At 61.0% G+C, this 20,498-nt stretch carries 20 protein-coding genes; 4 read left to right on the top strand and 16 right to left on the bottom strand.

Annotation, left to right across the window (positions count from 1 at the left end; all coding sequences use genetic code 11):
* Positions 1 to 34: 34 nt before the first annotated feature.
* Together IFT76_RS11860 and IFT76_RS11855 are read right to left on the bottom strand one after the other, a co-directional pair.
* Complete coding sequence (locus tag IFT76_RS11860) at positions 35 to 232, bottom strand: YbdD/YjiX family protein (RefSeq protein WP_122475360.1); 198 nt, start codon at positions 230 to 232, stop codon at positions 35 to 37.
* An 18-nt stretch (positions 233 to 250) separates the two neighbouring features.
* Positions 251 to 2,317: a carbon starvation CstA family protein gene (locus IFT76_RS11855; RefSeq protein WP_192058524.1), complete on the bottom strand. Its 2,067-nt coding sequence runs from the start codon at positions 2,315 to 2,317 to the stop codon at positions 251 to 253.
* A gap of 172 nt (positions 2,318 to 2,489) precedes the next feature.
* On the opposite strand from IFT76_RS11855, the gene IFT76_RS11850 reads away from it, so the two are divergent.
* Positions 2,490 to 2,951 (top strand): methyltransferase family protein, encoded by a 462-nt coding sequence (locus IFT76_RS11850; RefSeq protein ID WP_122475364.1) that lies wholly within the window; start codon positions 2,490 to 2,492, stop codon positions 2,949 to 2,951.
* A gap of 40 nt (positions 2,952 to 2,991) precedes the next feature.
* Entirely contained in the window at positions 2,992 to 3,360 is a 369-nt protein-coding gene (locus IFT76_RS11845) for a PilZ domain-containing protein (RefSeq protein WP_192058522.1), read from the top strand.
* 51 nt (positions 3,361 to 3,411) lie between these two features.
* Here the strand turns inward: IFT76_RS11845 and IFT76_RS11840 are convergent, their stop codons facing one another.
* The 3 genes from IFT76_RS11840 to radA all read right to left on the bottom strand — a co-directional run bounded on the left by IFT76_RS11840 (position 3,412) and on the right by radA (position 6,971).
* A complete protein-coding gene (locus IFT76_RS11840) occupies positions 3,412 to 4,104 on the bottom strand; it encodes an HAD-IA family hydrolase (RefSeq protein WP_185795199.1) in 693 nt (230 codons plus the stop codon).
* Between the two features lie 112 nt (positions 4,105 to 4,216).
* A complete protein-coding gene (locus IFT76_RS11835) occupies positions 4,217 to 5,452 on the bottom strand; it encodes a M20/M25/M40 family metallo-hydrolase (protein ID WP_185795198.1) in 1,236 nt (411 codons plus the stop codon).
* 151 nt (positions 5,453 to 5,603) lie between these two features.
* The gene (gene radA / locus IFT76_RS11830) at positions 5,604 to 6,971 is read right to left on the bottom strand and encodes a DNA repair protein RadA (RefSeq protein WP_122475371.1); all 1,368 of its coding nucleotides are present in this window, start codon (positions 6,969 to 6,971) and stop codon (positions 5,604 to 5,606) included.
* Between the two features lie 211 nt (positions 6,972 to 7,182).
* Here radA and mscL point away from each other — a divergent pair, with 211 nt between their 5' ends.
* A complete protein-coding gene (mscL, locus tag IFT76_RS11825; RefSeq protein ID WP_192058520.1) occupies positions 7,183 to 7,635 on the top strand; it encodes a large-conductance mechanosensitive channel protein MscL in 453 nt (150 codons plus the stop codon).
* A gap of 228 nt (positions 7,636 to 7,863) precedes the next feature.
* Here the strand turns inward: mscL and IFT76_RS11820 are convergent, their stop codons facing one another.
* Positions 7,864 to 8,640 (bottom strand): ferredoxin--NADP reductase, encoded by a 777-nt coding sequence (locus IFT76_RS11820; protein WP_122475374.1) that lies wholly within the window; start codon positions 8,638 to 8,640, stop codon positions 7,864 to 7,866.
* A 299-nt stretch (positions 8,641 to 8,939) separates the two neighbouring features.
* Here IFT76_RS11820 and IFT76_RS11815 point away from each other — a divergent pair, with 299 nt between their 5' ends.
* On the top strand, positions 8,940 to 10,064 hold the full coding sequence (locus tag IFT76_RS11815) for a methyltransferase (RefSeq protein WP_192058518.1): 1,125 nt from the start codon (positions 8,940 to 8,942) through the stop codon (positions 10,062 to 10,064).
* Positions 10,065 to 10,160: 96 nt separating this feature from the next.
* Here IFT76_RS11815 and IFT76_RS11810 read toward each other — a convergent pair whose 3' ends face one another.
* The 10 genes from IFT76_RS11810 to IFT76_RS11765 all read right to left on the bottom strand — a co-directional run bounded on the left by IFT76_RS11810 (position 10,161) and on the right by IFT76_RS11765 (position 20,387).
* Entirely contained in the window at positions 10,161 to 10,322 is a 162-nt protein-coding gene (locus IFT76_RS11810; protein ID WP_082223659.1) for a DUF2474 domain-containing protein, read from the bottom strand.
* A gap of 50 nt (positions 10,323 to 10,372) precedes the next feature.
* Positions 10,373 to 11,380 (bottom strand): cytochrome d ubiquinol oxidase subunit II, encoded by a 1,008-nt coding sequence (gene cydB, locus IFT76_RS11805; RefSeq protein WP_122475377.1) that lies wholly within the window; start codon positions 11,378 to 11,380, stop codon positions 10,373 to 10,375.
* Positions 11,381 to 11,382: 2 nt separating this feature from the next.
* Positions 11,383 to 12,819 (bottom strand): cytochrome ubiquinol oxidase subunit I, encoded by a 1,437-nt coding sequence (locus tag IFT76_RS11800; RefSeq protein ID WP_122475379.1) that lies wholly within the window; start codon positions 12,817 to 12,819, stop codon positions 11,383 to 11,385.
* A 328-nt stretch (positions 12,820 to 13,147) separates the two neighbouring features.
* A complete protein-coding gene (locus IFT76_RS11795; RefSeq protein WP_244647943.1) occupies positions 13,148 to 13,750 on the bottom strand; it encodes a C39 family peptidase in 603 nt (200 codons plus the stop codon).
* Positions 13,751 to 13,779: 29 nt separating this feature from the next.
* The gene (locus IFT76_RS11790; protein WP_192058514.1) at positions 13,780 to 15,036 is read right to left on the bottom strand and encodes a transporter; all 1,257 of its coding nucleotides are present in this window, start codon (positions 15,034 to 15,036) and stop codon (positions 13,780 to 13,782) included.
* Between the two features lie 61 nt (positions 15,037 to 15,097).
* On the bottom strand, positions 15,098 to 15,235 hold the full coding sequence (locus tag IFT76_RS11785; protein ID WP_192058513.1) for a hypothetical protein: 138 nt from the start codon (positions 15,233 to 15,235) through the stop codon (positions 15,098 to 15,100).
* Positions 15,236 to 15,634: 399 nt separating this feature from the next.
* A complete protein-coding gene (locus IFT76_RS11780) occupies positions 15,635 to 16,225 on the bottom strand; it encodes a hypothetical protein (protein WP_192058511.1) in 591 nt (196 codons plus the stop codon).
* A gap of 471 nt (positions 16,226 to 16,696) precedes the next feature.
* The gene (locus tag IFT76_RS11775) at positions 16,697 to 18,886 is read right to left on the bottom strand and encodes a xanthine dehydrogenase family protein molybdopterin-binding subunit (RefSeq protein ID WP_122475385.1); all 2,190 of its coding nucleotides are present in this window, start codon (positions 18,884 to 18,886) and stop codon (positions 16,697 to 16,699) included.
* On the bottom strand, positions 18,883 to 19,872 hold the full coding sequence (locus tag IFT76_RS11770; protein ID WP_122800663.1) for an FAD binding domain-containing protein: 990 nt from the start codon (positions 19,870 to 19,872) through the stop codon (positions 18,883 to 18,885). The genes IFT76_RS11775 and IFT76_RS11770 overlap by 4 nt, the downstream gene beginning before the upstream one ends.
* Complete coding sequence (locus IFT76_RS11765; protein WP_192058757.1) at positions 19,869 to 20,387, bottom strand: (2Fe-2S)-binding protein; 519 nt, start codon at positions 20,385 to 20,387, stop codon at positions 19,869 to 19,871. The genes IFT76_RS11770 and IFT76_RS11765 overlap by 4 nt, the downstream gene beginning before the upstream one ends.
* Between the last annotated feature and the right edge of the window lie 111 nt (positions 20,388 to 20,498).

Raw genomic sequence — 20,498 nt, 5'->3', positions numbered from 1 at the left:
TCACTCACGACACATCTCTACGAGATGGCATGCCTCAACAACACTTGGGCCCACCCTTGCCGCCGTACCTGGCCTCCTGGCGTTCGCGGAAGAACGCCTGGTAATCCATCATCGGCTTGTCCGGGTGCTTGGTCTGCATGTGTTCGACATAGTTGTCGTAGTCCGGCATGCCCACCATCAGACGTGCCGCCTGGCCCAGGTATTTTCCCAACTTGCTCAAGTCATTGAACATGGCGGCAGCCCTCGATCATCACGCATTAGGGAACGGCTGGAACGGTGCTTCCTTGTCGGTACGTTCCTTCTTGCCCCAGGCGGCGACGCCGACCTTCAAGGCGAAGAACAGGATGCTGAAGACCACCAGCAGGAACAGTACGGTCAAGGTTGCGTTGGTGTAGGCATTGAAGATTACGTGTTGCATCTGCTCGACGCTCTTGGCCGGTGCAATGACTTGGCCCTGGGCCAACGCGTCGCTGTACTTCTTGGCCAGCGCCAGGAAGCCAACTGCGGGGTTGGCGTCGAACAGCTTGATGAAGCCTGCAGTGGTGGTGCAGATCAGCAGCCACACAGCCGGCAGCATGGTGACCCAGATGTAACGCTGACGCTTCATCTTGATCAGCACGACGGTCGCGAGCATCAGGGCAATACCGGCCAGCATCTGGTTGGAGATGCCGAACAGCGGCCACAGGGTATTGATGCCACCCAGCGGATCGATCACGCCCTGGTACAGCAACCAGCCCCACAGCGTCACGCAACCGGCAGTGGCGATGACGTTGGCGGTCCACGACTCGGTGCGTTTGAGCGCCGGGACGAACGAGCCGAGCAGGTCTTGCAGCATGAAGCGTCCGGCACGGGTACCGGCGTCCACGGCGGTCAGGATGAACAACGCCTCGAACAGGATTGCGAAGTGGTACCAGAAAGCCATGGTGTTTTCACCCGGCAGCACCGAGTGCAGGATCTGCGCGATACCCACGGCCAGGGTCGGTGCACCGCCGGCACGCGCCAGGATGGTGGTTTCGCCGATGTCATGGGCCACCGCCTGCAGCGCTTCCGGGGTAATGGCAAAGCCCCAGCTGCTGACCGCCGTTGCCACTGCGACCACATCGGTACCGACCACTGCGGCCGGGCTGTTCATGGCGAAGTACACGCCCGGTTCGATGACCGAAGCGGCGACCATGGCCATGATCGCCACGAACGATTCCATCAACATGGCACCGTAGCCGATGTAGCGGGCGTTGGTTTCGTTGTCCAGCAGCTTGGGCGTGGTGCCCGAGGAGATCAGCGCATGGAAACCGGACACCGCGCCGCAGGCGATGGTGATGAACAGGAACGGGAACAGACCGCCCTTCCATACCGGGCCGGTGCCGTCGGTGAACTGGGTCAGCGCAGGCATCTTCAGTTCCGGCATGGTCACCAGAATACCGATGGCCAGGGCGATGATGGTACCGATCTTGAGGAAGGTGGAGAGGTAGTCGCGCGGTGCCAGGATCAGCCACACAGGCAGCACGGCAGCGACAAAGCCATAGCCCACCAACATCCAGGTGATCTGAATGCCGGTGAAGGTGAAGGCCTTGGCCCAGACCGGGTCGGCCGCCACCTGGCCCCCCAACCAGATCGAGAGCAACAGCAGAAACACGCCGATGATGGAGATTTCACCGATGCGGCCCGGGCGGATGTAGCGCATGTACACGCCCATGAACATGGCGATCGGGATAGTGGCCATGACCGTGAAGATGCCCCACGGGCTTTCGGCAAGTGCCTTGACCACGATCAGCGCCAGCACCGCGAGGATGATGATCATGATCAGGAAGCAACCGAAAAGGGCGATGGTGCCGGGGATGCGGCCCATTTCCTCGCGCACCATGTCGCCCAGCGAGCGGCCGTTGCGGCGGGTGGACAGGAACAGCACCATGAAATCCTGCACGGCGCCGGCCAGGACCACGCCTGCAATCAGCCACAGCGTGCCGGGCAGATAGCCCATCTGCGCGGCCAGCACCGGCCCGACCAGAGGGCCAGCGCCGGCAATGGCTGCGAAGTGGTGGCCGAAGAGAATGTGCTTGTTGGTCGGTACGTAGTCCAGACCGTCGTTGTTGAGCACCGCGGGCGTGGCCCGGCGCGAGTCCAGCTGCATGACGTGGTTGGCGATGAACAGGCTGTAGTAGCGGTAGGCGACCAGGTAGATGGCCACTGCCGCGACGACGATCCATAACGCATTGATTGCTTCACCGCGGCGAAGTGCAACAACGCCCAGGGCACAGGCACCAATGATCGCCACGATCAGCCACGGAACGTGGCGGAACGCACTGCTATTATTCTTCATATTATTGTTTCCAGCTCAGTGGATGAGTGTCAGCCTTATCGAGTCTAGCGATTTTTTGCTCGATGGCCATCCCCACGTTGGTCTAGAGCGGTGCGGCGCGTGAGGCAGGGACGAATCGGAACACCTGCAGCCGGTGTGGGTCGCACTTAAGGTGTCCAAAGCGAGTCGACCCATGCCCAAGCCACCTGCCCAAGCCGTTCTGCCGCCACCGTTGCTGTATATGGCGTTCATCGCGGTGGCCATGGCCCTGAGCTATGCGCTGCCCATTGCGTTGCCGGTCAACAGCTGGACCGCCGCCACGGCGGCGGCCTTGATCATCCTCGGCCAGAGCCTCTCCTTCTGGGCCATGCTGCGTTTCAAGCGCCAACACACGGCAACCAGCAATTTCGACGCCCCCCACGAGTTGCTGCGCGACGGCCCGTTCGCGTTGTCACGCAACCCGATCAATCTGGGTGACACCCTTGCCTATGTCGCGCTGTCGTTGCTGATGGGTAGCCTGTGGCCGTGGCTGTTGCTGCCGGTGTTGTTGTACCTGATGAACTGGCTGGTGATCAGGCCTGACGAAATCCAGTTGGAAGGGCTGTTTGGCGAGACTTATCGCCAGTATTGTCGACGGGTTCGCCGCTGGCTTTGAGTCACTGCGCTATAGTCCAGCAAAACTGGAGAACCCGATCATGACGCAAACCCATACCGAACGCCGGCGCTTCAAGCGCATCGCCTTCGATGCCAAGACCGAACTGCGCCAAGGCACCGAGCGCTGGCCGGTGAAGCTGCTCGATCTGTCATTGAAGGGGCTGTTGATCGAAAAGCCGTCGCCCTGGCTGGGTGATGCCAGCCAACCCTTCAATGTGGATGTGAAGCTGGGGCCGCAGGAAGATGTGGTGATGGAGGTCAAGCTGGCCCATGACGATCATGGGCAGCTGGGTTTCGTGTGCACCCATATTGGCCTGGATTCGATCAGCCATCTGCGTCGGTTGATCGAACTCAACCTGGGCGACCCCGAGGAGCTGGAACGGGAGCTGGGGGCTTTGTTGGAGGTTTGAGGTCGGCGGCGAGACCTTCGCGGCCGATGACCGCTCCTACGGCGAGTATTGCTACACCAAGTGAGCCGGCAGCCCCCACTGGGCGGGGTCGAAGCCCAGCAGGCTTTGCAGGCGATCGTCGGCGTGGTGATAGCGTTCTGGCGCCATGGCGGCATCCGGCACGGCCACGGCGAACATGCCGGCAGCCTTGGCGGCGGTGACGCCGAAGGGCGAATCCTCGAACACCAGACAATCCTTGGGCTCCACCCCCAGACGCCTGGCCGCGACCAGGAAAATATCCGGCGCAGGCTTGGCCGCACCCACCTCGGGGTCATCGGCAGTGACAACCGTGTCGAACAGCGCAAACCACTCCTGATGCAGGGTGGTTTTCATCGCAAAGTGCCCGCGAGACGAACTGGTACCTACGGCGATAGGAATATTGTGCGCCTTCAAATGCCGCACCAGCGCCTCGGCGCCAGCCATGGCCTGCGCGTGGGGAAAGCGCTCGGCCATCAGCGGCGCGCGCGCTTCGATGAATTCAGCGGGCGTCAGCGGCAGGCCCAATGTCTCAACGATATAGGTCGACAGGTCAGTGGCACCCAGGCCGATGGTGTTCTGCTTGATACTCCAGTCGAAGACCTTGCCGTAACGCTCGGCAATCATCTGCGTGACTTCGGTGTAGATGCCTTCGGTGTTCAGCAGCAAGCCATCCATGTCGAAGATGACAGCCTTGACGGGGCCCATGCCCGGCACTGCAGTATTCATAGGGCGCGCTCCATGGTCGGTGAGAGGACCTCAGAGTACGGGGCGCGCCGGGGGTTGAGCAAGTTTGCATGGCAGTGCGGGCGCCTGTGCCAGGCGCCCGCACTGCAGTGGATCACGGTACCGACAGCGTGCGAATCATCGACAAGGTCAGATACAGCCGCGGCGCGATGCTGTCCAGTTCGATGTATTCGTCGTCGGCATGCAACCCCGCCCCAACCACGCCCATGGTTTCCAGCACTGCTGGCTTGTCGCTGCCGGGCACGTAGGCATAGCCGGCATCGGTACCGAAGCGCATGGCGATCGGCTCGATGGATTTGTCGATGGCGGCATAGGCTTTCTGCGCCACGCCGGCCAGTTGTTCAGAACCACTGTTCTTGGCCAGCGGTGGGCGGCCCTTCTCCAGGCGCAGGCTGACTTGAGTGTCGTCGATCAATTGCTTGCGGATCAGACGCTGGCCTTGCGCAAGCACGCGGTCGGTTTCCTCGATGTCCGAGTAGCGCATGTCGGCTTCAGCTGTTGCAAGGGCCGGGATGATGTTGCGCTTCTCGCCTGCCTTGGCCATGGTCCAGTTCACGGTGGTGCCCTTGTCGGGATCGCCCAGGTCCTTGAGCTGGACCAGCTGGTGGGCCAGTTCGGTGAGCGCGTTGCGGCCCTCTTCGGGCGCGGAGCCGGCGTGGGACGAGCGCCCTTTGACTTCCAGGACCAAGCCGTTGATACCGTTGGTGGCAGTGGTCACCGCGTCCTTGTTCGGTGGCTCGTAGGAAAAGACGTAATCGTTCTGGGCAGCCAGTTCGGCGATGATTTTCTTCGAGCCGGCCGAGCCCATTTCCTCGTCCGGGTTGAACAGCACAGTGAGCGTGCCGTAGCCGTCGAAGCCTTGGGCCTTGAGCAGTTTCAACGCGTGCAGGATCATCGCCACGCCGCCTTTGGCATCGGCCACGCCAGGGCCATAGGCGCGTGCTTCATCGGTGCGGAACGGACGCTTGGCCGCAGTGCCGGGCAGGAAGACCGTGTCGTAGTGGACCATGAGCAGGAAGTTCTTGCTGCCGCTGCCCTTGAAGGTGCCGACGATGTTGTCGCCCACCGACGGCGTGGCCGGGTTGGTCTGGACCGTGGCACCCAGCTCCTTGAGGCGCTTGACCAGCAGCGCGCTGACCGTGGCCAGGCCTTTTTCCTGGCCGGTGCCGGTGTCTACCGAGACCAGCTCCTTGACCGTTTCCAGGTAGCTGGGTTGTTCGGCCTGGGCCTGTTTGTAGAGATCGGCGGCAGGCAGTTCGGCAGCCTGCGTCGACAGCGAAAACAGGCAGGCTGCAGCGATTGCGGTGACGCGTGAAGGTCGAACGGGCATAGGTCGGGAGCCTCGGGCGGGTGTGGTTTTTGTAGGCAGGATTGGCCTCTTCGCGGGCAGAGACCCGCTCCCACAATGGAACAGCGGGAGCGTCTACGCCGATAGGGCAAGTCCTGACACCCAACAACCTTAGCCTACTGCGGCGTTCGTGCTACTCGAACAAGGCATCCAGCGCTTGTTCCAGACGCGTCACGGCAATGACCTGCAGGCCTGGCGGCGCTTCCTTGGGCGCATTGGCCTTGGGCACGATGGCGCGCTTGAAGCCATGCTTGGCCGCTTCCTTGAGCCGTTCCTGACCACTGGGAACCGGGCGCACCTCGCCGGACAGGCCGACTTCGCCGAACACCAGCAAGTCGTGCGGCAGCGGACGGTTGCGCAGGCTGGACATGATTGCCGCGAGCAACGCCAGGTCGGAAGCGGTTTCCAGCACTTTCACGCCGCCGACCACGTTGAGGAACACGTCTTGGTCATGGGTGGGGATGCCGCCATGCCGATGCAGTACTGCCAGCAGCATGGCCAGGCGGTTCTGGTCCAGGCCCAGGGTGACCCGGCGCGGGTTGGACAGGTGGCTGTCGTCCACCAGCGCCTGCACTTCCACCAGCATCGGCCGGGTGCCTTCCCAGGTGGCCATCACGACACTGCCGGGGACTTCTTCCTGGGCGCGGGTGAGAAAGATCGCCGACGGGTTGGAGACTTCTTTCAAGCCCTTGTCGGTCATGCCGAACACGCCCAGCTCGTTGATCGCGCCGAAGCGGTTCTTCACGGCCCGCAACAAGCGCAGGCGGCCATCGGATTCGCCTTCGAAGTACAGCACGGTATCGACCATGTGCTCGAGCACGCGGGGGCCGGCCAGGGCGCCTTCCTTGGTCACGTGGCCAACCAGAAAGATGGCCGTGCCGCTCTGTTTGGCATAACGCACCAGCAGCGCGGCGCTTTCGCGCACCTGCGACACGCCGCCGGGCGCGGACTGCAGGTTTTCGGTGAAGATGGTCTGGATCGAGTCGATCACCATGACCTTGGGCTGCTCGACCTTGGCGGTGGCGATGATGGTTTCGATGCAGGTCTCGGTCATGACCTTGAGTTTGTCCTGGGGCAGGCCCAGGCGTCGCGCGCGCATGGCCACCTGTTGCTGCGATTCTTCGCCGGTGACGTACAGCGCGGGCATGCGCATGGCGATGTTGCACAGGGTCTGCAGCAGGATGGTGGATTTGCCGATGCCCGGATCGCCGCCGATCAGCACCACCGAGCCGTCGACCAGGCCGCCGCCGAGCACGCGGTCCAGTTCGGCGGATGCAGTCGAGAAGCGCGGGATCTCTTCGATGCTGACTTCGGCCAGGGTCTTGAGTTGCGCCTGCTGCCCTGTCCAGCCGGTGCGGCCACTGGGCGGTGCGGCAGCGCCGCTTTCGATGACGGTCTCCACCAGGGTGTTCCAGGCACCGCACTCGCCGCACTGGCCTGCCCATTTGGGAAACGTGGCACCGCACTCGGTGCAGCCGTACATGCGCTTTGCCTTGGCCATGAAAATTCCTGTTCGAAAAGTGCGTTCATGATAATCGAGCGCGCTGGAATAGTGGGCAAATCAAGCCCTTGCAGCGCGGAAAAACGTCTAGTCTGTACTTTGACAAAACTTCTAGGGCGCAGTTGGGTCCCTTGCAGCAGGCATGGAAAATGAAGCATCTCGCTGATTTGGAATGCGTTGACCAACCTCATCTGTAATAAGGAATAACCTCATGAGCGTGCTAAGTGAATTCAAGGCCTTTGCGGTCAAAGGCAATGTAGTCGACATGGCCGTTGGTATCATCATCGGTGCAGCGTTCGGCAAGATCGTTTCATCCTTCGTGGGCGATGTGATCATGCCGCCGCTCGGGTTGCTGATCGGGGGCGTGGATTTCAGCGACCTGGGCATTACCCTGCGCGCCGCGGTTGGCGATGCGCCGGCGGTGGTGCTGGCCTATGGCAAGTTCATCCAGACGGTCATCGACTTCATCATCGTGGCGTTCGCCATCTTCTTGGGCGTGAAGGCGATCAACCGCCTGCGCCACCAGGAAGAAAAGAAGCCAGCAGCGCCGGCTGCGCCTACCAAGGAAGAGCTGTTGCTGGGCGAAATCCGTGACCTGCTCAAGGAGCAGAACGGCAAGGGCACCGTGGTCACCACTGCGCCGACGCCCGGGCCGCAGATCTGATACCGCAGTGCTGCCTTCGCGGCCGATGACCGCTCCTACGGGTGGGCCGGGGTGGGCACTGATCCACTGTAGGAGCGGTCTGTGGCCGCGAAAGGTTGATGCGGTGAGCCAGGTACAACGCGGTGAGCCCTTCGCGGCCGATGACCGCTCCTACGGGTGGAAGCTGCTGCAGGAGCGATCATCGGTTCGCGAATGGTTGATGCGGTGGGTCAGGTGGTGGGGCGATTGCTACCAGTAGTTTTCGACCGCGACCTGGCCGGGACGGCGGCTGAGGCTGAGGTTCATGGCGCGGCCTTTGAGCAGTTGCCGGGTGTCGTCGATCATCTGCGGATTGCCGCAGATCATCACCCGTGAATGCTCGGGGGTCAGTTCCAGCCCTGCGGCCCTTTCCAGTTCGCCGCTTTGAATCAGGTCGGTAATGCGCCCGTGCAAGGTCCCAGGCACCCTTTCCCGGGTCACGATCGGGATGAATTGCAGCTTGCCGGCGAACTCGGCCAAATAGTCGCGCTGTTCAAGCCCGGCGATCAGCTCACGATAGGCCAGCTCCTGGCCCTGTCTGGCGCTGTACACCAGTTTGATCCGTTCGAATTTCTCCCACACGGGAAAATCCTGCAGGATCGAAACGAAGGGCGCCACGCCGGTGCCGGTTGCCAGCATCCACAGGTCCCGACCGTCGACGAAGCGGTCCAGGGTAAGGAACCCGGTGGCCATCTTTTCCACCAGCAGTTCGTCCCCTGCGCGGAGCCGGCTCAATTCGCTGGTGAACTCGCCACCCGGTACGACGATGGAGAAGAACTCGAGAAACTCGTCGTGGGGCGACGACACCATCGAATAGGCGCGCCACACCACGGTGCCGTCGGCCTTGGTCACACCCAGACGAGCGAACTGACCGGCGACGAAGCGGAAACCGGCATCGCGGGTTGTGCGCAGGGTGAACAGGCTGGGGGTCAGCGGCTGGACCTCAATGAGGGTCTGGCGAGTGAATTTTTCTGCGCTGGCGGTCATGAGGCGCTCCGTTGTTCAAGTGCCGGCATTTTCCCGCAAACCGCTGAAGATAAACACCGCTGGTTTGTGTGGCGACCGGTGAGCCATCTGCTCGCGAAGTTCGTACCGCAGTGAGTCTGATGTTGCGCGGTGAGCCCTTCGCGGGTAGAACCCGCTCCCACAGGGTACAGCTGCAGGGTGAAACCCGCTTGCGCAAGGTATGGCTGCGGCGCGGCTTTCGTGGCCGATGACCGCTTCTACAGGCTCCGCGTGCGATCGGGTAGAATCGCGGCTTTATTGCCGCTTTCGTGCCCTTCGCCATGCCTGTACTGACCTCGCCCTTCGCTGAACTCGATCTGATCCGCCAGCCCGATCAACCCAACGAACCGTTGCAGGCGTTCGATGCGGCGGACGAGTACTTGCTGGCCTACATGGCCGAGCACGCGCTGCCAGCCCAGGCCCGCGTGCTGATTCTCAACGACAGCTTCGGTGCTCTGGCCATCAGTCTGCAGAGCGTCGTGCAGGTGGTCAGCAGCGGCGATTCGTTTCTGGGCGCGCTAGGGCTGGAAAAGAACCTCACGCGCAACGGCCTGCCATTCGACAGCGTCGAGCTCATCCCGGCCAGCACCGATGTGCAAGGTCCGTTCGACCGTGTGCTGGTGCGCGTGCCCAAGACCCTCGCGCTGCTCGAAGAACAACTCATCCGCCTGCACGGCCACCTGAAGCCTGGCGCCGAGGTGGTGGCCGCCGGCATGGTCAAGCACCTGCCTCACGCCGCTGGCGAGCTGCTGGAAAAATACATCGGCACGATGCGACCCTCACTGGCCGTCAAGAAGGCCAGGCTGCTGATCGCCACCCATGAAGACAAACCCGCACAAGCATCGCCCTACCCTACCCGCTATGCGCTGGACGAACCTGCGCTGACGCTGCTCAACCACGCCAACGTGTTCTGCCGCGAGGGCCTGGACATCGGCACTCGCGCATTCCTCCCCCACCTGCCGCGCAACCTGGGCTCGGCGCGGGTGGCCGACCTGGGCTGCGGCAACGGCGTGCTGGCCATCGCCAGCGCCCTGGCCAACCCGGAGGCGCACTACACGCTGGTCGATGAATCGTTCATGGCCGTGCAATCGGCGCGGGAGAACTGGCAAGCAGCCCTGGGTGCCCGCGAGGTCGAGGTCCGTGCCGGTGACGGACTTGCGGGCCAGGCACCGCAGTCGCTGGACGTGGTGTTGTGCAACCCGCCGTTCCACCAGCAGCAAGTAGTGGGCGATTTCCTGGCGTGGCGGATGTTCCAGCAAGCACGCGAAGCCCTGGTTACCGGGGGCGACCTGTACATCGTCGGCAATCGCCACCTGGGCTATCACAGCAAACTGGCGCGGCTGTTCCGGGCCGTAGAACAGGTGGCGTCCACGCCCAAGTTCGTGGTGCTGCGCGCCCGCAAGTAAGCGCACTGCACAGGCGCGCAGTTGCCCTCAGGCAAAAAAAAGCCCTCCGCAAGGAGGGCTGTAAAATGAGCACTGCCAGGGCAGCACTGATGGGATTCAATGAGATTTCATCCCCGCCGCCGTCATGAACAGGCGGATCAACATGGCAAACAAGCCCAGCGCGACGACGCTGCCGGCATAGATCACCACCAGCCAGCCCAAGCGTTTCCACAAGGGCTTTTTCTCTTCGCTGTGCGTCACGATCGGTTTCTCGCTCATGCTTCTACTCCTGCCCAACCCAGGCGTTGGCCTGGGCAGCGGCGGTTGGACTAGTGGTAGCCGTCTTCGTGGGTAACCTTGCCGCGGAACACGTAGTAGCTCCAGAAGGTGTACACCAGGATGATCGGAATGATGAACAGCGTGCCCACCAGGATGAACCCCTGGCTCTGCGGCGGCGACGACGCGTCCCAGATCGAGATCGACGGCGGGATGATGTTCGGCCACAGGCTGATGCCCAGCCCGCTGTAGCCCAGGAACACCAGCAGCAGGGTCAGCAGGAACGGCGTGTAGTGCGCGTTGCGTTTCACCGAGCGCAGCAGGCCGACGACCGTGGCCAGCACCAGAATCGGCACGGGCAGGAAGTAGAACAGGTTCGGCGTGCTGAACCAGCGCGTGGCGATGTCGTCATGGGCCAGCGGCGTCCAGATGCTGACGATACCGGTCACGATCAGCAGCCCGTAGGTCAGCGGCGGCGCCAGTTTGTGCATGGCCTGCTGCAGGCTGCCTTCGGTTTTCATGATCAACCAGGTGCAACCGAGCAACGCGTAGGCAACGATCAGTGCCAACCCACAGAACAGGCTGAACGGCGTCAACCAGTCGAAGCCACCACCGGCATAGTTGCGGTCGACCACGGCAATGCCGTCGATGTACGCACCCAGTGCCACGCCCTGGAAGAACGTGGCCGCCAGCGAGCCGCCAATGAACGCCTTGTCCCAGACATGGCGCTTGGCCGCAGTGGCCTTGAAGCGGAACTCGAACGCCACGCCACGAAAGATCAGGCCCATCAGCATCAGGATCAGCGGCAGGTACAGCGCCGACAACACCACCGAGTAGGCCAGCGGGAAGGCGCCGAACAACGCCGCACCGCCCAGGACCAGCCAGGTTTCGTTGCCGTCCCAGACCGGCGCCACGGTATTCATCATGACATCGCGGTCACCTTCGTCCTGCATGAAGGGGAACAGGATGCCGATGCCCAGATCGAAGCCGTCCATGATCACGTACATCATGATGCCGAAGATGATGATCACGGCCCAGATGAACGGAAGGTCGATACCCATGCTTAGTGCCCCTTGCTCAAGGTGTCGGTGTGGCCTTCTTCGGTGCCTTCATGGGCAGCCGAAAGAGGACGTGCAGGCGTGCGCTGGGTACCAGGGCCACCGGTGTTGATCTTGTCTTCGTGCGCCTTCGGACCCTTGCGCACCAGGCGCATCATGTAGCCCAGGCCCACGCCGAACAGCGCGAAATACACCACGACGAACATCACCAGGGTGAAGGTCATCTGGCCGATGCTGTGGTTGGAGGATGCGTCGGCAGTGCGCATCAGGCCGTAGACCACCCACGGCTGACGGCCGATCTCGGTGGTGAACCAGCCCGCCAGTATCGCGATCAGGCCCGATGGCCCCATCCACAGGGTGAGGTAGAGGAACGGGCGGCAGGTGAACAGCGCATCTTTCTTGCGCAGCCACACGCTCCACAGACCGACGAAGATCATCAGCATGCCCAGTCCTGCCATGACGCGGAACGACCAGAAGATGATGGTGGAGTTGGGACGGTCTTCCTTGGCAAACGACTTGAGCGCGGGTACCTGCTTGTCCAGGCTGTGGGTCAGGATCAGGCTGCCCAGGTACGGAATCTCGACGGCGAAACGGGTCTTCTCCGCTTCCATGTCGGGCCAGCCGAACAGGATCAGCGGCGTTGCCTCGTCACCCTTGTTTTCCCAGTGGCCTTCGATCGCGGCGATCTTGGCCGGCTGGTGCTCGAGCGTGTTCAAGCCGTGCATGTCACCCACGAAGGCCTGCACCGGCGCCACGATCAGTGCCATCCACATGGCCATGGAGAACATCCGGCGGATGGCCGGGGTGTTGCGACCGCGCAGCAGGTGCCAGGCCGCCGAGGCGCCGACGAAGAACGCCGTGGCCACGAACGCGGCAATGGACATGTGCACCAGGCGATACGGGAACGAGGGGTTGAAGATGACTGCGAACCAGTCGACCGGGATCACCCGGCCGTCGATGATCGCATGGCCCTGGGGGGTCTGCATCCAGCTGTTGGACGCAAGAATCCAGAACGTGGAAATCAGCGTGCCGATTGCCACCATTATCGTGGAGAAGAAGTGCAGGCCACGGCCCACGCGGTTCCAGCCGAACAGCATGACACCCAGGAAGCCCGCTTCCAGGAAGAACGCAGTGAGCACTTCGTAGGTCAGCAACGGCCCGGTGACGGCACCGGCGAAGTCGGAGAAGCGGCTCCAGTTGGTGCCGAATTGGTAGGCCATCACCAGACCGGACACGACGCCCATGCCGAAGTTGACTGCGAATATCTTCGACCAGAAGTGATACAGATCGCGATAGGTGTCGTCACGGGTTTTCAGCCACATGCCTTCGAGCACGGCCAGGTAGCTGGCCAGACCGATGGTGATGGCGGGAAACAGAATGTGGAACGAGACCGTAAACGCAAACTGCATTCGGGCGAGATCGATTGCCTCTAAACCGAACATGGGGCTTCCTCTATCAGGTGAACCGGCGCAGGCGGGCGGCCCATGCCAGCGGCCCCTGCGAGGGGAGCGCGGTCTGATGACTTCGTTCTAGTGGAGTCCACGTCGCAGGGATTGTGGCCGTTTGGCCGCCATGCCGCGCCAGACGAGGCGTTGACATGGATGAAGACACCTTCAAAGAGTAGCCTTGTTTGCAGCCTTGGCCTGTGTGGTTTAGTGCCGCACGACCAGATGTCGCACCCGGTTTACTTTCCTCTGGTATGGGGTTTGGAAAGGCTATCTGTACGGCTTTGGTGGATCTGATACCTAGGCGCAAGGTAGCCGTACGGCATCATTGCACTGGGGTTCGTTGCATTGTCCGAACAGTTTCCCGCTCGGATGCAATCAAGCGACGCGATGGCAGCCTTAACCCATGCTCCGATGGCAGTCCGAAATGGTCTCGGCCCAGTGCAAGCGTTTCACCCTGCCATTGTTCGAACAGTTCAAACAGGGGCATACGGATATGTCCCCGTGCGGGATCTGCCACCAAAGCACTACCACTGCTTATACCTTTGAGCACGACAAAATGATTCAGCGTTTTTTGCCTGAGCAGGATGATCACCGGACCTTTCAGCAAGGCCAATGCCTGACGAGGCAACATCACACCTTCGGCCAGATAGCCTAAACGCTGGGCGGTGGTTTTGAGGTCAAGCAAGGAAAATCCTTGAGTGGTTCGCTCCATAGCCTGCTCATTGGTAAGCCTGGCAACCATGTCGGCGAGTACGTCCTGCTCACTCAGGGTCTCGCCGAAATACAAGTTGAGCAGAATGGTCAATGACGCAGCACCACAGGAGTAATCCAGCGTTTGGCGATCAATGTTAGCCATGCGCAATGCGACAAAGGATCTGGGAGCCTGGAATGGCGAAGCGCTCGCCATGATGGTCAACCCAAACATGAACGCCAGGCCAACCGCTAGATGACGCATCAATTGAACTGGCGCTTGAGGTTCAATGACATGGAAGCCGGCCCTGCATCGTCATTTAGCCCAAGCATGATTTGAGGAGAGACCACCCAATCGTCATGAAGCCGGTAGGACAGATTGAAGGCAAGGTCCGCCGGATCGATATCAGTACCTTTGATGATTTGTCTATCTGCCTTCAAGTTGGCGCTGTAGCTATATGAGAATCTCGCCCCTATGGACAGCTTCTCATTCAGTGCAAAACCTGCACCCAAGTAACTCCGCAACGCCCAGCCCGGCTTCACGGCATAGCCGTCTATGGTGCTCTTAAAGAAGTGCTGATAGCTGAGACCGCCAAACAAAATGGCAGGGTCTGTGCTGCGCACCCACGCAATGCCTGGCGCTACGTTCCAGTGTCCCGAGCCGTTGTTCAACGGGTCCTTCCATCTGTTGGCTGCGTCGTTGTAGCGTTTTCGGCCGGTGGGGGCGCCGATGTCGAACGTGAACGAGAGAGCTGGATGCGCGGAGGTTTCGTCCAGCCACTGATACTGGACTCCAAAGCCTATGTCCGCGAGGTCCCACGCGCCGGTGGTACTTACATACTCATTGGAAGAGACATCTTCGACGCTCGTATAAGTGAAGGGCACTGCAAGATGCCCTTCCAACCGGTCGAAAAGCCCTGCGCGAAGCGTAGGTTCGAACTGGATGACGCGTGCACTGTAGGAGGATTTCTGGAAATAGCCAACGTCAAACAGATTGTGTTGCCGGCGGCTTTGCTTGTAAACAAGCCCCATATCGAACTCATACTCACCCGGCCCGAGCAATACCGTAGAGCCCACCAGGAAATCCAGCGGCGGTTGTTCGGTACGTTCGCCGTATTCGGCGGGAACATCCTCGGCTTCGGGATTCCGCTCTTCGACGAAGCTGCGAGTCAGTGCTTGTATTTCGGTCATCCTGACCTCGACCTCACCGAAGGTCGTGGATGTGAGCAAGGTCAACGTTGCGCCATTACTCATCAAGCGCCCCGAGGCTAGTTCGCCATTCTTGAATCGCACTTCATAATCATGGTCGGTTTGCAATGACGCAATTTCCGGACCCGGAATATTCAACCCCGTGCCGTAGGAAGCGCTGAAAACGCAGACGTCGCCCTCATAGCTGATCAACCTGCCTGAGAGGCTGTCGCCATTCTTCAGGTGGACAGTATCAGCCATTGCAACAGGAGCGGTAGATAACAGAATGCTGACACTCGCGGCAAAGTGCGTGAGTGAAGACGGGATAGACATTGGCGTCCTTGCGGTTATCGACAAAAGTAGGCGCAGCACGTATCAAGGCTGCGCTTATGGGTCACCAGCGGAATGTGGAGATGGGCCGTGACCATTGACTGGCGCGGAAGCCATAGTTGCGCGGCGCCTTGGTCTCGCGATCCAGAGCCTGGTAGTGATGCTCGATTTCGCGGGCATTGGCACGATTCCAGGCGTTCATACGGCTAGTTGAATCGGCCAGCCAGACATCGCCTGCAACAAGCTCCAGCGTCCCGCCATCTCGATACCACTTATATTCATGCGGGCTATGATCGAATCCTTGATATTGATAGGCTCGATAATCAGACTGACTACCGCGCTTTTTCCATGTGACCTGATGAGTTTTGATACCTTGGGTGACACTGGGTCGGGCGTATCCAGTGATGCGGGCCGCACCTTTATATTAGCGCCATTTGTCCATCGTCAAGTGTGCGCACTTCCATACCCGCGCCGCGCAGTGCTTCAACCATGGGAACCGCAGCATAACTGCCCACTGACGCCGCGACCAACATTATGCCTATCGAAAGGGCTTTCCATTGCATGGACATATTTCTGTACTCCTTTATTAAAAAATCGGGACTTATACGTCAGGCGATTCAATGTCCGTCATGTAAAAGCCTATTTCAGCGATAAGTGCCACAAGTCGGGCGTCCGAACGGATTGCCTCGTTCATCTCTCGATGCAGGGTAGCTTCAATGCCCGGCGTGGTATTCATGATCACGTAATGTTCCAAATCATCGACCCCCCACAAACCATGACCCTCCGACACCGTTTGCTGTACGGCCTGCAGGCGCTCGCGGAACTCTTGCATCTGACCGTCTGAAACGTTGTGGGTCAGACGGGTTTCGATAGTTTGTGAACCCACGACTTCAACAATGGAATTGGCAAAGCCAATCATCCAACTCGGCACTTGGCATATCGCCAACTCTGCGCGACTCACCCCGCACTCACTCAATTCCCGCCCCTGCGCCCGCACTCGCTCGATTTCCCGTTCTTTGTCAGCCAGACTCACGGCAGCTGGAGAAAGCGTTACGTTATCGTGCCGAGAAGGTGGCGTTTCCGATGATAGGTTCAGTATCTGCTTGAAACTTTCCGTTGTGTCCGATGCTGGCTTTGACTCTTTAACCAACGGATTTACAACTCGATTAAAATCGACTTTCGATACATTCATCGGTTGCCTCCTGGCAAGTAATGTCCGTTGCGAATTTTGCAGAAATTGAGCGTTAACAATCATGCGCCTGACTGCAGCGCGACGGTACTGTAGTCGACTTAACCCTACCGACGTCAAGGCGCGCCATAATCTGGAAAGTTAAAAAACATTGCAAGATAGCAGCCCGACCAAAGACTATTCGCAACAAGCTGTAAGAACATTCTGAAAAAAACCGCGTCGCTACATACTTAGCGCGCAAAATCCGCTGGAGAGATAGTGAAATATTCCTTCTTCCTGCGGGTTTGCTCAGATAGCTGATGCCCATGATTATGGGTAGGCGGGCGACGGAGCCTGCACTGATCAACGCGGATACGCAGTCGCGATCGAAAGATTCTTCTGGTTTGCGTACTTGGCTTGCACCTGCAAGAACACTCCCCAAAAAACCTAAACGGCTCTTGAGGAGTGCACTGTCCTACCAAGACACCAGATGCGTTACATCACCTTGTCCAGCGTGATCGGAAACTCGCGGACACGCTTGCCGGTGGCGTGGTAGATGGCGTTGGCCACTGCAGCGGCAACCCCGACGATGCCGATTTCGCCAACGCCCTTGGAACCCAGGGCGTTGACGATGTCGTCGGGCTCGTCGACGAAGATCACTTCGATGTCGTTGATGTCCGCGTTCACAGGAATGTGGTACTCGGCCAGGCTGTGGTTCATGAATCGGCCCAGGTTATGGTCGGTCTGGGTTTCTTCCTGCAGCGCCATGCCCAGGCCCCAGACCACGCCACCGAGAATCTGGCTGCGGGCCATCTTCGGATTGACCACGCGCCCAGCGGCCACGGCGCTGACCACACGGGTCACGCGGATGGTGCCCAGGTCTTCGTCGACCTCCACTTCAACGAACACCGCCGAATGGGTGGCCGTGGCATAGCCTTCGCGCTTCTTGTCCGGCTTGGCGTCGACCTGCGCTTCGAAAGTGTCCGAGCCGTCGATGCTGGCCAGGTTTGCCAGCGACAAATGGTGGCCAGGGCAACGCAGTTCGCCGCCCTCGACGAACACCTGCGCAGGATCGGCGTCGGCAAACGCCGGCTGCACCTGGCTGGCGGCATGGATGAGCTTGGCCTTGAGCGCTTCGCAGGCCTGCTGCACGGCCGTACCCACCGAAGACACGGTGAACGAGCCGCCCTGCAGCGGCGCCGTAGGCAGCGACGAATCGCCCAGCTTGAACTCCACGTCCTGCGCGGCGACGCCGGCCGCCGCAGCGGCAATCTGGGTCATCACGGTGTAGGTGCCGGTGCCGATGTCGGTGGTTGCACTGCTCACCACCAGCTTGCCTTGCTTATCCAGCCTGGCCTTGGCGCTGGCCGGCATCTGCATGGCTTCCCAGACCCCACCGGCCATGCCCATGCCCACCAGTTGGTTAGCGCGGCGCATGCTGCGCGGCTCGACCTTGCGCTGGCTCCAGCCGAAGCGTTCGGCACCCTGCTGATAGCAGGCCTTGAGCTCTTTGCTGGAATACGGCTTGCCTTCGTTCTGGTTGGTGTCGGAGAAGTTGACCAGGCGCAGCTGGACCGGGTCGATTTTGGCTGCCACGGCCAGCTCGTCCATCGCGCACTCCAGGCCGATCATGCCCAGGGCGGCACCCGGTGCGCGCATGTCCAGCGGCGTGAACACGTCCAACGGCACCAGGTTGTAGGTCAACTTGACGTTGTCACAGTGGTAGAGCATGCCGCTCCATTCCACGACGTGCTCCGAGAAGTCTTCGAAGCGCGAAGTCTGCCCGGTCGCAGTGTGACCGACCGCCTGCAACTTGCCGTCGGCGCTACAGGCCAGTTGCAACTGCTGCACGGTGCGTGGACGGTAGCCGAAGGTGAACATCTGCTGGCGGGTCAGAGTCACGCGCACCGAACGCTTGAGGTGCAGGGCCGCCATTACGGCCAAGGGCAGCTGATACTGCGGACGCAGGCCGGAACCAAAGGCGCCGCCGACAAAGGCGGCCATGACGCGGATCTTTTTCTTGTCCAGGCCGAACACGTTGGACAGGTAGGTCTGACAGTTCTGCGTGCTCTGGGTCTTGTCGTGGATGACCAGGCTGCCATCGGCCTGGTAGAGCGCGGTGCTGGCGTGCGGCTCCATCGGGTTGTGGTGCTCGACCGGTGTGTCGTAGGTCGCGTCGACGGTGATCGGCGCAGCTGCGAATTGCCCGGCGAAATCGCCACGTGGCTCGGGCAGCTCGGCAGGTGCCGGCTTGGCGGCGGACAGCTGGGCGCGCAGGTCGGTCTGGTGGGATTCCTGGGCGTACTCGATGTGCACCAGCGAGCCTGCATGGCGGGCAAGCTCCAGGTTGTCAGCGACGACCAGGGCCAGTGGCTGGCCGCTGTACAACACATTGTCGTTGTACAGCGGACGAAACGGCGAGCCGTCGGCGGAGTCGTCGTCTTCGTATTTTTCGTCGTAGCTGGCCAGCTTCGGCCGGTTGCTGTGGTCGATCACGGCCACCACACCGGGCAGCGCCAGCGCCCTGGAAGCGTCGATGGAAACCACTCGACCATTGGCGATGGTGCTGGAGACAACGCTGCCGAACAGCAGGCCGTCTTCCGGGAACTCGCCGGCGTAGCGCGCTTGACCCGTCACTTTGAGCAGACCGTCGACGCGGTCCATGGGTTGGCCGAGTGTGCTCATGGCTGCATCTCCCCTTTTGCGGCATCGCTCAGGGCACGGACTATCGCGCGGCGGGCCAGCTTGATCTTGAAGGTGTTGTGTTGCAGGCCGCGAGCGTCCTGCAGCAACAGGTCGGCGGCTTTGCCGAAGGTTTCGGCAGTGGCGGGCTGGCCGATCAGCAGACGTTCCACCGCCTCATCGCGCCATGGCTTGTGAGCCACCCCGCCCAGCGCCAGGCGGGCGTCGCGGATGGTCTCGCCGTCGAGTTCCAGAGCGGCCGCAACCGAAACCAGTGCGAAGGCATAGGACGCCCGATCGCGAATCTTCAGGTACTGGCTGTGGGCGGTGAAGCCGGCGGCAGGCAGTTCCACCGCGGTGATCAACTCGTCATCGGCCAGTTGGTTGTCGCGCTCGGGAGCATCGGCAGGCAAGCGATGAAAGTCGGCGAACTCGATGGTACGTGCGCCGTTCGGGCCTTGCACATGGACCACGGCAGCCAGGGCCGCCAGGGCCACGCACATGTCCGACGGGTGGGTGGCCACGCATTGCTCGCTGGCGCCAAGAATGGCGTGAATGCGATTCAGGCCGTCCTTGGCCGGGCAGCCGGTGCCAGGCTCGCGCTTGTTGCACGGCATCTTCGAATCATAGAAGTAGTAGCAACGCGTGCGTTGCAGCAGGTTGCCACCAGTGCTGGCCATGTTGCGCAGCTGCGGCGATGCGCCCGCCAGAATCGCCTGGCTGAGCAATGGGTAACGCTGCTCGATCAACGGGTGCCAGGCCAGGTCGGCATTGCTCACCAATGCGCCGATGCGCACGCCGCCGTCGGCGGTCTCCTCGACTTCGCGCAGCGGCAGCCCGGTGATGTCGATGAGCTGCTCGGGCTGCAGGACGTTTTCTTTCATCAGGTCGAGCAGGTTGGTGCCGCCGGCGATGAAGCGCGAGTGCGGGCCGGCCAGGCGTACGGCTTCATCGACGCCTGCAGGCTTTGCGTAGGTAAACGGATTCATGAGCGCTCACCCCCCTGCACTTCGACCACTTCTTCGATGGCCGCGCGAATATTGCTGTAGGCACCGCAACGGCACAGGTTGCCGCTCATCAATTCCTTGATGTCGGCGCTGGATTCGGCGCGACCCTCGTTGATCAGGCCGACGGCGGAACAGATCTGCCCAGGCGTGCAGTAACCGCACTGGAAAGCGTCGTGCTTGATGAACGCCGCCTGGACCGGATGCAGTTGGTCACCCTGCGCCAGCCCTTCGATGGTGGTCAGTTCGGCGCCATCGCACATCACGGCCAGGGTCAGGCAGGCATTGACGCGTTTGCCATTGAGCAGCACGGTGCAGGCGCCGCACTGGCCGTGGTCGCAGCCTTTCTTGCTGCCGACCAGGTCGAGTTGTTCGCGCAACAGGTCCAGCAGCGTGGTCCAGGGCAGCACGTCGAGTTGACGTGATTGGCCATTGAGTTGCAGGGAAATGCTGTGGCTGGCGTACGGCTGCGCACCAGAGCTTGTAGAAAGCGTGTTCATCGGGTCGACCTCACGGTAATTCAGCTTGCTGCGCGACATTTTTCTTGTCGCGTCGTTTGCAGGTACGACTTTGAGCGGTCGCCATTCGTTCAGACGAGCTGATGAGTGTTT

The organism is Pseudomonas sp. CFBP 13727, from assembly GCF_014841915.1.
In the GTDB taxonomy this organism is placed as follows: Bacteria; Pseudomonadota; Gammaproteobacteria; order Pseudomonadales; family Pseudomonadaceae; genus Aquipseudomonas; species Aquipseudomonas baltica.
Note: the sequence above shows the minus strand (reverse complement) of the source record. Positions and strands in the feature narration are given on the sequence as shown.